Below are 14,640 nucleotides of genomic sequence, written 5' to 3'. Positions count from 1 at the left end.
GGCGCAGAAAAAAGTCACGACTTTACGAGGCATCTTCCGCTATTAATTCAATGATGATTTTTCCGTGCTCGACGCCCACCCGAACCTGCGAGTTGGTGGTAAATCCCGCTTGTTCAAGCCAGTCGCCTTTCAGGCTCAGCGCTGCGTGTACGCTGTAGCGTTTTGGAATTTTCGTTTTACGGTCTTCATGACGTTTTCTGAAGTAACCCACTTTTAAGTGCCGATAGGGTTTGGCGATCGCGATCTGTTGCATAAGCTCTCCGGTGAATGCGGTTATTTACACCTGTATAAAATACCAGTAAAACGCAGCGAGGGGAGGGGTAATTCTGGAAGGACGCTTCAGAAAACGGAATGCAATAACTGAAAATGTGCGGATAAAAAGGTATTATAAATACACTTTATTGTTGAGGACGACGTTATGTCCGGTAAACGTATTTCACGAGAAAAAAAGACGATCGCCAGAATGATCGCCCTGTACGAAAACAGGTGTCCGCACGCCATAAAAGAAGAGGGGCACTATTCGGCGCTTAAGGCTTATGCCGATAAGCGGCTGGATAAATGCGTGTTTGGTGAGGAAAAACCTGCCTGCAAACAGTGCCCGGTGCACTGTTATCAGCCCGCCCGACGGGAAGAGATGAAGCAGGTAATGCGCTGGGCAGGGCCACGTATGTTATGGCGTCATCCGATTCTGACCATCCGACATCTGATCGACGATCGTCGTCCGGTTCCGGAATTACCGGAAAAGTATCGGCCTAAAAAATAATCGTCTCAGCGCCGCAGTGGACGACAAATCACGCTCAGGGCTACGGCGCGGCGCAGGCAGACAGAAAAAGAGCACCAAATATCCCTGCGCCAGCGCGGGAGCAATATGTACCCGCTGACGGAATGACGGGTTATTTCAGGCTCTCTTTATCGATTCCCAGACGCTTCATACGCGAGAGCAGGGTAGTACGCTTCAGCCCCAGCCGTTGCGCCGCACCTTTCGGTCCGGCTACCACGCCGTTGGTCTCCTTCAGCACTCGCATAATGAGCTGATATTCATCTTCTCCCTCTTTCGCAAGCTCGCTTGCGGCCACGGTCGTTTCAGAGAGAGTAACCTCTGGCAGGGAGAGCTGGAGCACGTTCCCGCGCGTCAGCAGGACCGCGCGCTCAATGACGTTTTCCAGCTCGCGCACGTTCCCCGGCCACTCCATCGCCGAAAGGGTGCGTAGCGTTTCGGCAGGAATACTGTCGATATTTCGCCCCATCCGGCGGGCAATCTTCGCGGTAAAGGCTTTCACCAGCAGCGGAATATCTTCCGGGCGTTCGCGCAGCGGCGGCAGGCAGATCGGGAAGACGTTCAGACGATAGTAAAGATCGCTGCGAAACTTGCGGTCGGCGACCATTTTTTTCAGATCGCGGTTGGTGGCGGCAATCAGACGCACGTCGGTCTGGATCAGCTTGTTGCTGCCGAGACGCTCGAACTCCTGCTCCTGCAAAACGCGCAGCAGCTTAGGCTGAAGCTCCAGCGGCATATCGCCCACTTCGTCGAGGAACAACGAGCTTTTATCCGCCAGTTCAAAACGGCCCAGCCGCTGGCTGCTGGCGCCGGTAAACGCGCCGCGCTCGTGGCCGAACAGGTCGCTTTCCAGTAAGCCCGCAGGCATCGCCGCGCAGTTCATCTTCACCATCCGGCGGCTGTTGCGGTTGCTCAGGTTGTGGATCGCCCGGGCAATCAGCTCTTTCCCTGTGCCGGTTTCACCGAGGATCAGCACCGTGCTGTCGCTCTGCGCCACCATCTCCACCTGCTTGAGGATGTTGTACATGGCATCGCTGCGTCCGATGATTTCGCCAAACTCGCTGTCCACATTGTTGAGCTGCTCGGTCAGCGCCAGGTTTTCGTCCACCAGCCGTTCTTTCAGACGGTGGATCTCCTGATAGGCGAGGGCGTTATCCAGCGCAATGGAGATACGTTCGGCGATCTGGCGCAGCAGCTTCAGGTTGGCGGTGGTAAATACGGCTTCATCGCACTGCGCCAGTTTAAGCACGCCGAGCATGGTGTTGCCGGACATCAGCGGCAGCAGGCACAGGGTCTGGATCTTGTTGCCCCAGGTGTTAAACAGCATCCGCTCGTAGGGCGCTACCGGATCCTGCTCGCTGAGGTTTAACAGCAGGATCTCTTTGCTTTTAAATACCCGTTCAGACAGGGTTCCCGCTTCGTCCACTTCGCTTTGCTCGTGCGCCGGGTTAGCTTCGTCGAGGTAGTGGGTGGAGTAGATGTTCAGCTTGCCCTTACGGTTGCCGCGCAGCGCAATGCTGATAGCATCGATCCTGAAATAGTGATGGATCTCTTTGGCGACCTCGCTCACCAGTTCGTCCATATCGAGACGCGACAGCACGGCATTGGTGATGGCGACCAGTATGCGGAAATTATCGCGCTCGCGGCTCAACAGGTCGTAATCCACGTTATTGGTGACGCGGCTTTGGATCTGCTCTGCCACGACGGCCACAATTTGCGTGAAGGTATGCAACCGCTCGTACTCCGCCTCGGTCCAGGGCTGGTCGTTATTACGGATAAACTCGCAGCCGCCAAAAATTTGCCCTTCCACCGCCAGCGGCAGCATGCTGTAGTGGCCGAACGGGTGGTAAAGGTTGCTCTCTGCCAGCTTCGGCCAGGCCTGGCGAAACTGGTCAAAATTGCAGTGCAGCGCTTCCGGGCGGGAGAGAATACGTCGCACCGGACCGTGGGCCAGAAACGTTTCATCTTCATATTCGAAGATTTTGCCGTTATCACGCGTTGAGAAATAGCTCGCGCGGTGGGTTGCGCTATGCCAGAGCACAATGGCGGCGCTGTCCGCCAGCGCTGATTGCCTGACCAGCCGCGTCAGGGCATCGCTCAGCGCGCCGAGGTCGGGCTGTTGTAAAAGTGTGCGCGTGATGTCAAACAGGCCCTGCTGTCCAAGATCGCTCATCGGTGTATACGGCATTATTGCTTTCCAATAGAAACTGGCAAAAAAGAGACATTCAGCGCTGACCGCTTTTGGCGCGGTCTAGCAAATTCGGGGTAACGGTTCAGCGTGCGGCAGATCCAGCGTGCGCTTCACGCCGTAAAGCCCGGTCAGGCGCACCCCTTTGCGCTCAACCACGTCGCCGATGATGGCCGCGTCTTTCCCTAAGGGATGTGCGCGCAGTTGTTCAAGTACGGCTTCCGCCGCCGTGCGTTCCACGCCGATCACCAGCTTGCCTTCGTTGGCAAAGTTAAGCGGGTCTAGCCCTAATAGCTCGCACAGCCCGCGTACAGCAGGCTTAACGGGCATGCCGCGCTCGGTCAGTTCAATTCCGCAGCCGCTGCTTGCGGCAAATTCGTGTACGACGGCATTCACGCCGCCTCGCGTGGCGTCGCGCAGGGTTTTTACACCCGGCATGTCGCGCAGCGTCTGGATCAACGGCGTGAGTACCGCGCAGTCACTGTGCAGCTCGCCATCCAGCCCTAAGCCTTCGCGCAGGTTCAGGATGGTTGCCCCGTGGCAGCCCAGCGTGCCGCTGACAATCAGCACGTCGCCTGCACAAAGCTGCTGTGCGCCCCAGTGAATGTCGGCGGGGATCGCCCCCATTCCGGCGGTGTTAATGAAGAGCTTATCCGCCGCGCCGCGCTGCACCACCTTGGTATCCCCGGTCACGATGGCGATCCCCGCCTCGCGGGCGGTGTGCGCCATGCTATTGACCACCGCCGTGAGCGTCTCCATGGGTAACCCTTCTTCGAGGATAAACCCGCAGGAGAGGTAGCGGGGGATCGCGCCGCTGACGGCCACGTCGTTTGCCGTGCCGCAGACGGCGAGCTTGCCGATATCGCCGCCCGGGAAGAACAGCGGGTCAATCACGTAGCTGTCGGTAGAGAACGCCAGCCTGTCGCCGTGGGCGGTCAGGGCCGCGAGGTCAATACGCGCCTGATCTTCCTGCTCGGCGAGCCAGGGGTTGTTAAAGGCTTCCATGAACAGCCTGTTAATCAACTGCTGCATCGCCTGTCCACCGCTTCCGTGCGCCATTTCCACCGTGTTCATGCTTCACACTCCTGGTTGCGATAGTGATACCACGCGGCGCATGCCCCTTCGGAAGAGACCATCAGCGCGCCAAACGCGGTTTGCGGGTTACAGGCGTTGCCAAATAACGGGCAGTGATGAGGTTTGCATTTGCCGGTGAGTACGTCGCCACAGCGGGCGCGGGGATCGTCGCACACCTTCTGCGGCTGCGGGCGGAAATGCGCTTCGGCGTCGAAGGCGCGATACGCGGGCGTCAGGTGTACGCCGGATTCGGCAATCAGCCCCAGTCCGCGCCACTCGCTGTCGCCTTCGACGCTAAACACGTCGGCTATCGCCTGCTGTGCCCGTCTGTTACCTGCATCGGGCACCACGCGGCGATACTGATTTTCCACCACACTCAGGGCCGCTATTTTCTGCTCAACCAGCATGGTCACGCCTTGCAGTAGATCAAGTGGCTCGAAACCAGCCACCACTAACGGACGATTGTACTGTTCAGCGATAAACCCGTAGGCTTCTGTGCCGATCACCATGCTGACGTGTCCTGGTGCCAGGAAGGCGTCGATGCCGTTGTCCGGCGCTTCAAGCAGGCTACGCAGCGTGGGAATAAGCGTGATGTGCTGGCAGAAAAAGTAAAAGTTAGTGACGTTGCGGGCTTTCGCCTGCTGGAGAGTGATAGCGGTGGCGGGCATGGTGGTTTCAAAACCCAGCCCGAAAAAGACCACCTTACGCTCAGGATTAGCCTCTGCCAGCGTCAGGGCATCCATCGGTGAGTAGACGATTCGCACGTCCGCGCCGCGCGCCTTCGCCTGGAGCAGCGAGCCATTTTTTCCCGGTACGCGCATGGCGTCGCCAAAGGTGCAAAAAATCACACCGGGGCGGCTGGCGATGTCGAGACAGCTGTCGATGCGCCCCATGGGCAGCACGCACACCGGGCAGCCGGGGCCGTGGATAAATTCGATGTTCTCCGGCAGCAGCTGGTCGAGGCCAAATTTAAAGATGGCGTGGGTGTGTCCGCCGCACACCTCCATGATCCGCAGCGGTTTTTCTTTCGTGTAGTCCAGCAGGGACGCGCGGGTTTTCAGGCGATCGATAAGCTGCAACACCTGCTCAGGCGCGCGATATTCATCAACGTAACGCATGTGTTATCGTTCCTCACCATACAGCAGGGCACCCACGTCCGGCTCAACGTCGAACATATTCTGTAGCGCGTCCAGCGTGTCGCGGGCTTCTTCCTCATTAATCACGCTCATGGCAAACCCCACGTGGACCAGCACCCACTGGCCGAGACGCGATGCGCCGGTCTCATCGTGGCTGCCCACCAGCGTCAGATCGACATCGCGCAGGATGCCGCAGACCTCCACTTTGGCCTGATTGCCGACGATGGAATGAATTTGTCCGGGGACGCCTATGCACATCGTTCGCTCTCCAGCCAGTTCAGCCAGGCGTCCATCCCGTCGCCGCGCGTGGCGGAAACCAGCAGGATCTCAATGTCCGGGTTCACTTCCCGGGCGTAAGCCAGGCACTTATCCACGTCGAAATTCAGGTACGGCAGCAGGTCGACTTTGTTCAGCAGCATGAGGGAGGCGGCGGCAAACATATGTGGATACTTCAGCGGCTTGTCTTCCCCTTCGGTCACGGAGAGCACCGCCACTTTATGCCGCTCGCCAAGGTCGAAGCTTGCCGGGCAGACCAGGTTGCCGACGTTTTCAATAAACAGGATGCCGTTATCCGCCAGCGGCAGGCGCGGGGCGGCGTCGGCAATCATCTGCGCGTCCAGGTGGCACCCTTTCCCGGTGTTGACCTGAATCGCAGGCGTACCGGTTTCGCGGATGCGCGCCGCGTCGTTTACCGTTTGCTGATCGCCTTCGATAACGGCGCAGGAGACTCGTTTATTCAGTCGTTTGAGGGTTTCGGTCAGCAGGGTGGTTTTACCGGAGCCGGGGCTGGAGACCAGGTTCAGTACCAGCTGTTGACGGGCGGCAAAGCGGGCGCGATTGCGGGCGGCGAGCTGGTTATTTTTGTCCAGCACGTTAATCTCCACCTCCAGCATCTCGCGCTGGCTGATGCCCGGCGCGTGGGTGCCCGCTTCGCCGTGGCCGTAATGCAGGTCGCCCGCGTCTGAACGCTGCGGCGCAAAGGTGATGCCGGTCAGTGCCGCCGCGGGACGCGGGGCAGGGGAAAAGGGCGCGGAGCGAAACGCGGAGTGGGGACGGTGTTCATCCCCTTCTATATACAGGTTGCCTTCAGCGCAACCGCAGGTACTACACATACATTACTCCTTCTCGATTTCGAGGCGTTGGATCTGCATACCGTCATCCGCCACGATGCGCAGCCCGCTGCTCTGGCACTGCGGACAGCGCTGTACCTTCGATGACAGCAGCGTGACGTACTGCTGACACTGCTCGCACCAGCACTCCGCCTGCTGCTCCTCGATATGCAGTGCGCAACCCTCCGCCAGCGTGCCGCGGCACACCAGCTCAAAACAGAAGGTGAGGGCGCTGGTCTCGACGCAGGAAAACGCCCCGACCTTCAGCCAGACGCCGGTCACGCGCTTCGCATGGTTCTGCACAGCCTGCTGTTCGATAAGTTCCAGTGCCCGCTGGCAGAGGGTGATTTCGTGCATGACGCCTCCTTAATGAATTGCCCCTTCAATGCAATAACAGTGCCAGCTTGATTTGCGTTACGGCGTGACGATGTCAACGCTGTCGAAATGACACGTCGACACCGCAGCGGTGACAGTGCGCATCTCTTTAAAATCCATTTAAATCAATAAATTAAAAACTGGCACGAAATCTGCTTAACAGCCGCTAACTCCATTAACCGGATACCTTTTATGACTATTTGGGAAATTAGCGAAAAAGCGGATTACATCGCGCAACGTCATCAGCAGCTTCAGGATCAGTGGCACCTCTACTGCAACTCTCTGGTTCAGGGGATCACCCTGTCAAAAGCCCGTCTGCACCATGCCATGAGCTGCGCAGCGCAGGGGGATATGCGCTTTGTGTTGTTTGGACACTTCACGATTTTTGTCACCCTGGCGGAGAGCTTCAACAGCCACACCATTGAGTATTACGTTGAGACAAAAGAGGGTGAAAAACAGTGTATTGCGAAAGCCCAACTGATGGCCGACGGCATGGTGGACGGTCACGTCAGCACCCGCGATCGCCAGCAGGTGCTGGAGCACTATCTGGAGAAAATCGCGCCGGTTTATAACGGCCTCTACGCTGCCGTTGAGCACGATCAGCCGATCAACCTGAAACAGCTGATCGACGGAAAATCCTCCGCGAACGTGGCCTGAAAAGCGAGTGTCGAGAAGTGTCGATAAGACAGTTTTTTTCGTCAAAAATGACCATCACCAGAGGATGACCCGGTGAACCGTTTTGTAATTGCTGACTCGACGGTCTGTATTGGCTGTCGAACCTGTGAGGCGGCGTGCTCGGAAACGCACCGCCTGCACGGGCTACAGTCCATGCCGCGCCTGCGCGTCATGCGTAATGAGAAAGAGTCTGCCCCGCAGCTCTGTCACCACTGTGAAGACGCGCCATGCGCGGGCGTCTGTCCCGTCAATGCCATCACCCGCGTTGACGGCGCGGTACAGCTGAACGAAAGCCTGTGCGTGAGCTGCAAGCTGTGCGGCATCGCCTGTCCGTTTGGCGCCATTGAGTTTTCCGGCAGCCGTCCGCTGCATATTCCGGCGAATGCCAACACCCCGAAAGCGCCGCCTGCGCCACCGGCTCCGGCACGCGTGAGCACGCTGCTCGACTGGGTGCCGGGCATTCGTGCCGTTGCGGTGAAGTGCGACCTGTGCAGCTTCGATGAACAGGGTCCGGCTTGCGTGCGCACCTGTCCGACCAAAGCGTTAATTCTGGTTAATATTCGCGACATCGCCCGCACCAGCAAACGCAAGCGCGAGCTGACCATCAATACTGACGTCGGCGATCTTTCGCTGCTGCGGGCGCTTAACGAGGGGGCGAAATGAACGCGATAGTTATGATGACCAGCGGCGTGGCCTGGTTTGCCGTCGCCGCTGTCCTGGCACTGCTCCTCTCCTTCCATAAAACGCTGAGCGGCTGGATCGCCGGTATCGGCGGAGCGGTCGGCAGCCTGATGACGCTGGCGGCGGGCGGCGCTGTCCTGATCGACGGCCAATCCGTCGACACCCTCATCCCGCTGATTCACCACGCCGTTGAGCTTACGCCGCTAAATGCCATCTGGCTGGTCACCTTTGGTCTGTGTGGGCTGTTTATCAGCCTGTTTAATATCGACTGGCACCGCCATCAGCACACCAACGCCAACGGCCTGCTGGTTAACCTGTTGATGGCCGCCGCGGTCTGCACTGTTGTCGCCAGCAACCTCGGCGCGCTGGTGGTGATGGCTGAAATCATGGCCCTGTGCGGCGTGTTCCTGACCGGATGCAGCGCCTCCGGCAAGCTGTGGTTTGCGCTCGGACGACTCGGCACGCTGCTGCTGGCGCTGGCCTGCTGGCTGGTGTGGCAGCGTTTCGGCACGCTGGACTTTGCCGTGCTTAACGGCCAGCCGCTGGGGAATGACGTCTGGCTGTTGGGCGTAGTCGGTTTTGGCCTGCTGGCCGGGATTATCCCGCTGCACGGCTGGGTGCCGCAGGCGCATGCCAATGCCTCGGCCCCGGCTGCCGCGCTGTTCTCCACCGTGGTGATGAAGGTCGGTCTGTTCGGCATCCTGACGATAACCCTGACGGGCGGCCAGCCGCCGCTGTGGTGGGGCGTGGCGCTGCTGATTGCCGGGATGATCACCGCATTTGTCGGCGGGCTGTACGCCCTGATGGAGCATAACATCCAGCGCCTGCTGGCGTACCACACCCTGGAGAATATCGGCATCATCCTGCTCGGCATGGGCGCAGGCGTCACCGGGCTGGCGCTCAACCAGCCGGCGCTGATTGCCGCCGGGTTTATTGGCGGTCTGTATCACCTTATCAACCACAGCCTGTTTAAAAGCACCCTGTTCCTCGGCGCGGGCAGCGTCTGGTTTCGCACCGGGCACCGCGATATTGAAAAGCTCGGCGGGATTGGCAAAAAAATGCCCGTCATTTCGCTGGCGATGCTGGTCGGGCTGATGGCGATGGCCGCGCTTCCACCGCTGAACGGCTTTGCCGGGGAGTGGGTGATCTATCAATCCTTCTTCGCGCTCGGCCAGAGCGACGCGTTTATCGCGCGGCTGCTCGGCCCGCTGCTGGCGGTTGGGCTGGCGATTACCGGGGCGCTGGCGGTGATGTGTATGGCGAAGGTTTACGGCGTCACCTTCCTGGGCGCGCCGCGCACCCGCGAAGCGGAAAACGCCTGTTGCGCCCCGGTGCTGATGGCCACCAGCGTGGTCGCGCTGGCGCTGTGCTGTATCGCAGGTGGGGTTGCCGCGCCGTGGCTGCTGCCGCTTCTGGGCCACGCCATTCCGCTGCCGCTGGCTACGGCGCATACCGTCGTGTCCCAGCCGATGATGGCGCTGCTGCTGATTGCCGCGCCGCTCCTGCCGTTCGTGCTGATGCTGTTCTTCAGACGCGACCGTCTCGCCTCCCGCTCGCGCGGCGCGGCGTGGGCCTGCGGCTACGAACACGAGCAGTCGATGGTCATCACCGCCCACGGTTTCGCCATGCCGGTGAAGGAGAACTTCGCCGCCGTGCTGAAGCTGCGCCACTGGCTGAACCCGGTGGGCTGGGTGCCGGGCTGGCAGAGTGCCGCCGTGCCCGTGCTGTTCCGCCGCCTGGCGCTGATCGAGCTGGCGGTGCTGGTGGTGATTGTCATTTCACGAGGAGCCTGACATGAGTTTGTTACTGGCAATACTTCAGGCGCTGGTGCTATTCGCCGCCGCGCCGCTGCTGTCGGGCATCACGCGCGTGGCGCGCGCCCGGCTACACAACCGTCGCGGGCCTGGCGTGCTCCAGGAGTACCGCGATCTCTTCAAGCTGCTCTCCCGTCAGAGCGTCGCGCCGGATGCCTCAGGTTGGGTGTTCCGCCTGACGCCGTTCGTGATGGTCGGCGTGATGCTGACCATCGCCACCGCGCTGCCGGTAGTGACGGTGGGCTCGCCGCTGCCCGTGCTTGGCGATCTGATTACGCTGATCTACCTCTTCGCCATCGCGCGTTTCTTCTTTGCGATTGCGGGCCTGGACACCGGCAGCCCGTTTACGGGTATCGGCGCCAGTCGTGAGGCGATGCTCGGCGTGCTGGTTGAGCCAATTCTGCTGCTGGGGCTGTGGGTCGCCGCGCAGGTTGCTGGCTCGACCCACATCAGTTTCATCACCGACACCGTTTACCACTGGCCGGTTTCACGTTCGCTCCCGCTGGTGCTGGCGCTCTGCGCCTGCGCGTTCGCCACCTTTATCGAGATGGGCAAGCTGCCGTTCGATCTCGCGGAAGCGGAGCAGGAATTGCAGGAGGGGCCACTCACCGAGTACAGCGGCAACGGCTTTGCGGTGCTGAAGTGGGGCATCAGCCTCAAGCAGCTGGTGGTGTTGCAGATGTTCGTCGGCGTTTTCTTCCCGTGGGGGCAGATGACGCACTTCTCTGCGGGCGGCCTGCTGCTGGCCGTTGTGGTGGCTGCGCTCAAGCTGCTTATCGGCGTGCTGGTGATTGCCCTGTTTGAAAACAGCATGGCGCGCCTGCGTTTTGTCGAAACGTCACGCATTACCTGGGCTGGTTTTGGTTTTGCATTTTTAGCGTTCGTCTCCTTGCTGGTGGCGTGATTAAAGAGAGTGTTTATGTCTGAAGAAAAGAAAGGTCAGCAGTATCTCGCCGCGTTGCATCAGGCTTTCCCGGGCGTGGTGCTGGAGGAGTCATGGCAAACCAAAGACCAGGTAACCGTCACCATTAAGGTGAACTACCTGCCGGAAGTGGTGGAGTTTCTTTACTACCAGCAGGGCGGCTGGCTGTCGGTGCTGTTCGGCAACGACGAGCGTCAGCTGTGCGGCAACTATGCGGTGTACTACGTGATGTCGATGGAGCAGGGCGAGAAGTGCTGGCTCACCGTGCGCGTCGAAGTTGACCCGAACAAGCCGGAGTACCCGTCCGTCACGCCGCGCGTACCCGCCGCCGTCTGGGGCGAGCGCGAAGTGCGCGACATGTACGGCCTGGTGCCGGTTGGTCTGCCTGACGAGCGTCGCCTGGTGCTGCCGGACGACTGGCCGGATGAACTCTATCCGCTGCGCAAGGACAGCATGGACTACCGCCAGCGTCCGGCCCCGACAACCGACAGCGAAACCTACGAGTTCATCAACGAGCTGGGCAGCAAGAAGAATAATGTGGTGCCGATCGGCCCGCTGCACGTCACCTCTGACGAACCGGGCCACTTCCGCCTGTTCGTCGACGGCGAAAACATTATCGACGCCGACTACCGCCTGTTCTACGTCCACCGCGGCATGGAGAAGCTGGCGGAGACCCGCATGGGCTACAACGAAGTCACGTTTCTTTCTGACCGCGTGTGCGGCATCTGCGGCTTTGCCCACAGCACCGCCTACACCACCTCGGTGGAGAACGGCATGGGGATCGTGGTGCCGGAACGCGCGCAGATGATCCGCGCCATTCTGCTGGAGGTGGAACGCCTGCACTCACACCTGCTGAACCTCGGCCTGGCCTGCCACTTCGTCGGCTTTGACTCCGGGTTTATGCAGTTCTTCCGCGTGCGTGAGGCATCAATGAAGATGGCGGAGATCCTCACCGGGGCGCGTAAAACCTACGGCCTGAACCTGATCGGCGGGATCCGCCGCGACCTGCTGAAAGACGACATGATCCAGACCCGCCAGCTGGCGCAGCAGATGCGCCGCGACGTGCAGGAGCTGGTGGACATGCTGCTCAGCACGCCCAACATCGAGCAGCGCACCGTCGGGATTGGTCGTCTTGACCCTGAAATCGCCCGCGACTTCAGCAACGTCGGCCCGATGGTGCGCGCCAGCGGCCACGCCCGCGACACCCGCGCCGATCACCCGTTCGTCGGCTACGGCCTGCTGCCGATGACCGTGCACAGCGAGCAGGGCTGCGACGTCATCTCCCGCCTGAAGGTGCGCATCAACGAGGTGTTTACCGCGCTGAACATGATCGACTACGGCCTTGATAACCTGCCGGGCGGCCCGCTGATGGTGGAAGGCTTCACCTACATTCCAAACCGCTTTGCCCTCGGATTCGCCGAAGCGCCGCGCGGGGATGACATTCACTGGAGCATGACCGGCGACAACCAGAAGCTCTACCGCTGGCGCTGCCGTGCGGCGACCTACGCCAACTGGCCAACCCTGCGCTACATGCTGCGCGGTAACACCGTCTCTGACGCGCCGCTGATCATCGGCAGCCTCGATCCGTGCTACTCCTGCACCGATCGCATGACCGTCGTGGACGTGCGCAAGAAGAAAAGCCAGGTGGTGCCGTACAAAGAGCTTGAGCGCTACAGCATCGAGCGTAAGAACTCGCCGCTGAAATAAGGACTCGTCATGTTTACCTTTATCAAAAAAGTGATCAAAACCGGCGCGCAGACCAGCAGTTATCCGCTGGAGCCGATGCCGGTGGATAAAAACTTTCGCGGCAAGCCGGAGCACAACCCGCAGCAGTGCATCGGCTGCGCGGCCTGCGTCAACGCCTGCCCGTCGAATGCCTTAACGGTGGAAACGGACCTGAAAACCGGCGAGCTGGCCTGGCAGTTTAACCTCGGGCGCTGCATCTTCTGCGGCCGCTGCGAGGAGGTCTGCCCGACGGTAGCCATTCGCCTGTCTCAGGAGTACGAGCTGGCGGTGTGGAAAAAAGAGGATTTCCTCCAGCAGTCGCGCTTTGCGCTGTGCAACTGCCGCGTCTGCAAGCGTCCGTTCGCCGTGCAAAAAGAGATCGACTACGCCATCGCGCTGCTGAAGCACAACGGCGACGTGCGTGCGGAGCATCACCGTGAAAGCTTCGAAACCTGCCCGGAGTGCAAACGTCAGAAATGCCTGCTGCCGTCTGACCGCATCGATTTAACCCGTCATATGAGAGAGGCCAGCTGATGGAAAACTTACTCGGCCCGCGCGACGCTAACGGCATTCCGGTGCCGCTGACGGTGGAGGAGTCCATCGCCAGCATGAAGGCGTCGCTGCTGAAAAAAATCAAACGCTCGGCCTACGTCTATCGCGTGGACTGCGGCGGCTGCAACGGCTGTGAGATCGAAATCTTCGCCACCCTGTCGCCGCTGTTTGACGCCGAACGCTTCGGCATCAAAGTGGTGCCGTCCCCGCGCCACGCGGATATCCTGCTGTTCACCGGCGCGGTCACCCGCGCGATGCGCTCGCCTGCGCTGCGCGCCTGGCAGTCTGCGCCGGATCCGAAAATCTGCATCTCCTACGGCGCCTGCGGCAACAGCGGCGGCATCTTCCACGATCTTTACTGCGTCTGGGGCGGCACCGACAAAATCGTGCCGGTGGACGTTTACATTCCGGGCTGCCCGCCGACGCCCGCCGCCACGCTGTACGGTTTTGCCATGGCGCTCGGCCTGCTGGAGCAGAAGATCCACGCCCGCGAGCCGGGCGAGCTGGACAACCAGCCAGCCACTCTCCTGCACCCGGATATGGTGCAGCCGCTGCGGGTGAAGATCGATCGCACGGCGCGCAGGCTGGCGGGTTACCGCTATGGCCGTCAGATTGCCGACGATTATCTGCGTCTGCTGAGCCAGGGCGACCATCAGGTGGCGCGCTGGCTGGAGGCCGAGAACGATCCGCGTCTCAATGAGATCGTGGCAAACCTGAACAGTATTGTGGATGAGGCGCGTATCCGATGAGTGAAACGGTGGTGTTCAGCCAACTGAGCCGTAAGTTTATTGATGAGAACGATGCCACGCCGGATGCGGCGCAGCAGGTGGTCTATTACAGCCTGGCGATTGGGCACCACCTCGGGGTAATCGACTGCCTGGAGGCGGCGTTAAGCTGCCCGTGGCCCGAGTACCTGGCGTGGATCGCCACGCTGGAGGAGGGCAGCACGGCGCGGCGCAAAATGGAGGGCGTGCCGAAGTACGGTGAGATCGTTATCGACGCCAACCACATTGCGATGCTCGCCAACGCCTTTGACGCGGCGCTGAGCAGGCAAACCCCGGCGCAGCAGGCGTGGAGCAAAACGCTGCTCGGCATGCTGCACGATATTCATCAGGAGAGCGCCATCTACCTGATGGTGAGGAGATTACGTGACTGACGTTTTACTGTGTGTCGGCAACAGCATGATGGGCGACGACGGCGCGGGCCCGCTGCTGGCGGAGATGTGCGCCGCGAACCCGCCGGGCAACTGGGTGGTGATTGACGGCGGCAGCGCGCCGGAAAACGACGTGGTGGCCATTCGCGAGCTGCGCCCGGACAGGTTGTTAATCGTCGATGCCACCGATATGGGGCTCAACCCCGGCGAGATCCGCCTGATTGACCCGGACGACATCGCCGAGATGTTTATGATGACCACCCACAACATGCCGCTGAACTACCTGGTAGATCAGATTAAAGACGACGTGGGTGAGGTGCTGTTTCTGGGCATTCAGCCGGACATCGTCGGGTTTTATTATCCGATGACGCCGCCGGTGAAAGAGGCGGTGGACGTGGTGTATTCACGGCTTGCCGGGTGGGTTGGGGACGGGGGTTTTCAGCCCCCCACCCCGCCCC

Annotated in this window: 17 protein-coding genes; 10 read left to right on the top strand and 7 right to left on the bottom strand. The window is 60.4% G+C overall.

The window, feature by feature from the left end:
• Positions 1–22 precede the first annotated feature (22 nt).
• On the bottom strand, positions 23–253 hold the full coding sequence (locus INF86_RS01745) for a SymE family type I addiction module toxin (RefSeq protein ID WP_022649175.1): 231 nt from the start codon (positions 251–253) through the stop codon (positions 23–25).
• A gap of 165 nt (positions 254–418) precedes the next feature.
• Here INF86_RS01745 and INF86_RS01740 point away from each other — a divergent pair, with 165 nt between their 5' ends.
• A complete protein-coding gene (locus tag INF86_RS01740; protein WP_022649174.1) occupies positions 419–763 on the top strand; it encodes a nitrous oxide-stimulated promoter family protein in 345 nt (114 codons plus the stop codon).
• A 130-nt stretch (positions 764–893) separates the two neighbouring features.
• On the opposite strand, the gene flhA is transcribed toward INF86_RS01740, so the two are convergent.
• From flhA to hypA, 6 genes are all read right to left on the bottom strand, one after another.
• Positions 894–2,966 (bottom strand): formate hydrogenlyase transcriptional activator FlhA, encoded by a 2,073-nt coding sequence (gene flhA, locus INF86_RS01735; protein ID WP_193543162.1) that lies wholly within the window; start codon positions 2,964–2,966, stop codon positions 894–896.
• A 63-nt stretch (positions 2,967–3,029) separates the two neighbouring features.
• Positions 3,030–4,040, bottom strand: coding sequence for a hydrogenase expression/formation protein HypE (gene hypE / locus INF86_RS01730; protein WP_193543161.1), 1,011 nt, complete (start codon positions 4,038–4,040; stop codon positions 3,030–3,032).
• Positions 4,037–5,158 (bottom strand): hydrogenase formation protein HypD, encoded by a 1,122-nt coding sequence (hypD, locus tag INF86_RS01725; RefSeq protein ID WP_045308749.1) that lies wholly within the window; start codon positions 5,156–5,158, stop codon positions 4,037–4,039. The genes hypE and hypD overlap by 4 nt, the downstream gene beginning before the upstream one ends.
• A gap of 3 nt (positions 5,159–5,161) precedes the next feature.
• On the bottom strand, positions 5,162–5,434 hold the full coding sequence (locus INF86_RS01720) for a HypC/HybG/HupF family hydrogenase formation chaperone (RefSeq protein ID WP_038416593.1): 273 nt from the start codon (positions 5,432–5,434) through the stop codon (positions 5,162–5,164).
• Positions 5,425–6,288: a hydrogenase nickel incorporation protein HypB gene (gene hypB / locus INF86_RS01715; RefSeq protein ID WP_032625971.1), complete on the bottom strand. Its 864-nt coding sequence runs from the start codon at positions 6,286–6,288 to the stop codon at positions 5,425–5,427. Before hypB ends, INF86_RS01720 begins: the two co-directional genes overlap by 10 nt.
• 3 nt (positions 6,289–6,291) lie before the next feature.
• A complete protein-coding gene (hypA, locus tag INF86_RS01710) occupies positions 6,292–6,642 on the bottom strand; it encodes a hydrogenase maturation nickel metallochaperone HypA (protein ID WP_022649168.1) in 351 nt (116 codons plus the stop codon).
• A gap of 210 nt (positions 6,643–6,852) precedes the next feature.
• On the opposite strand from hypA, the gene hycA reads away from it, so the two are divergent.
• From hycA to hycI, 9 genes are all read left to right on the top strand, one after another.
• Positions 6,853–7,317: a formate hydrogenlyase regulator HycA gene (gene hycA / locus INF86_RS01705; protein ID WP_063137612.1), complete on the top strand. Its 465-nt coding sequence runs from the start codon at positions 6,853–6,855 to the stop codon at positions 7,315–7,317.
• A 72-nt stretch (positions 7,318–7,389) separates the two neighbouring features.
• On the top strand, positions 7,390–7,998 hold the full coding sequence (locus INF86_RS01700) for a 4Fe-4S dicluster domain-containing protein (RefSeq protein WP_022649166.1): 609 nt from the start codon (positions 7,390–7,392) through the stop codon (positions 7,996–7,998).
• Positions 7,995–9,809 carry a formate hydrogenlyase subunit 3 gene (hycC, locus tag INF86_RS01695; protein ID WP_193543160.1) on the top strand — a complete coding sequence of 605 codons (1,815 nt, stop codon included), beginning with the start codon at positions 7,995–7,997 and terminating at the stop codon, positions 9,807–9,809. The genes INF86_RS01700 and hycC overlap by 4 nt, the downstream gene beginning before the upstream one ends.
• Position 9,810: 1 nt before the next feature.
• Entirely contained in the window at positions 9,811–10,734 is a 924-nt protein-coding gene (locus tag INF86_RS01690) for a respiratory chain complex I subunit 1 family protein (protein WP_193543159.1), read from the top strand.
• A 15-nt stretch (positions 10,735–10,749) separates the two neighbouring features.
• The gene (hycE, locus tag INF86_RS01685; RefSeq protein WP_022649163.1) at positions 10,750–12,459 is read left to right on the top strand and encodes a formate hydrogenlyase subunit HycE; all 1,710 of its coding nucleotides are present in this window, start codon (positions 10,750–10,752) and stop codon (positions 12,457–12,459) included.
• Positions 12,460–12,468: 9 nt separating this feature from the next.
• A complete protein-coding gene (locus tag INF86_RS01680) occupies positions 12,469–13,011 on the top strand; it encodes a formate hydrogenlyase complex iron-sulfur subunit (protein WP_022649162.1) in 543 nt (180 codons plus the stop codon).
• Positions 13,011–13,778, top strand: a complete 768-nt coding sequence (locus tag INF86_RS01675; RefSeq protein WP_022649161.1) for an NADH-quinone oxidoreductase subunit B family protein — start codon at positions 13,011–13,013, stop codon at positions 13,776–13,778. Before INF86_RS01680 ends, INF86_RS01675 begins: the two co-directional genes overlap by 1 nt.
• Positions 13,775–14,185 carry a formate hydrogenlyase maturation HycH family protein gene (locus INF86_RS01670; RefSeq protein WP_063200624.1) on the top strand — a complete coding sequence of 137 codons (411 nt, stop codon included), beginning with the start codon at positions 13,775–13,777 and terminating at the stop codon, positions 14,183–14,185. The genes INF86_RS01675 and INF86_RS01670 overlap by 4 nt, the downstream gene beginning before the upstream one ends.
• A partial coding sequence (gene hycI / locus INF86_RS01665) for a hydrogenase maturation peptidase HycI (RefSeq protein WP_193543158.1) occupies positions 14,178–14,640 on the top strand: 463 nt, incomplete at its 3' end. The genes INF86_RS01670 and hycI, both read left to right, overlap by 8 nt.

It is taken from the genome of Enterobacter cloacae complex sp. I1M (assembly GCF_014982425.1).
Taxonomy (GTDB): Bacteria; Pseudomonadota; Gammaproteobacteria; order Enterobacterales; family Enterobacteriaceae; genus Enterobacter; species Enterobacter intestinihominis.
The sequence above is the reverse complement of the archived record's forward strand: the minus strand, read 5'-3'. Positions and strand labels throughout refer to the sequence as shown.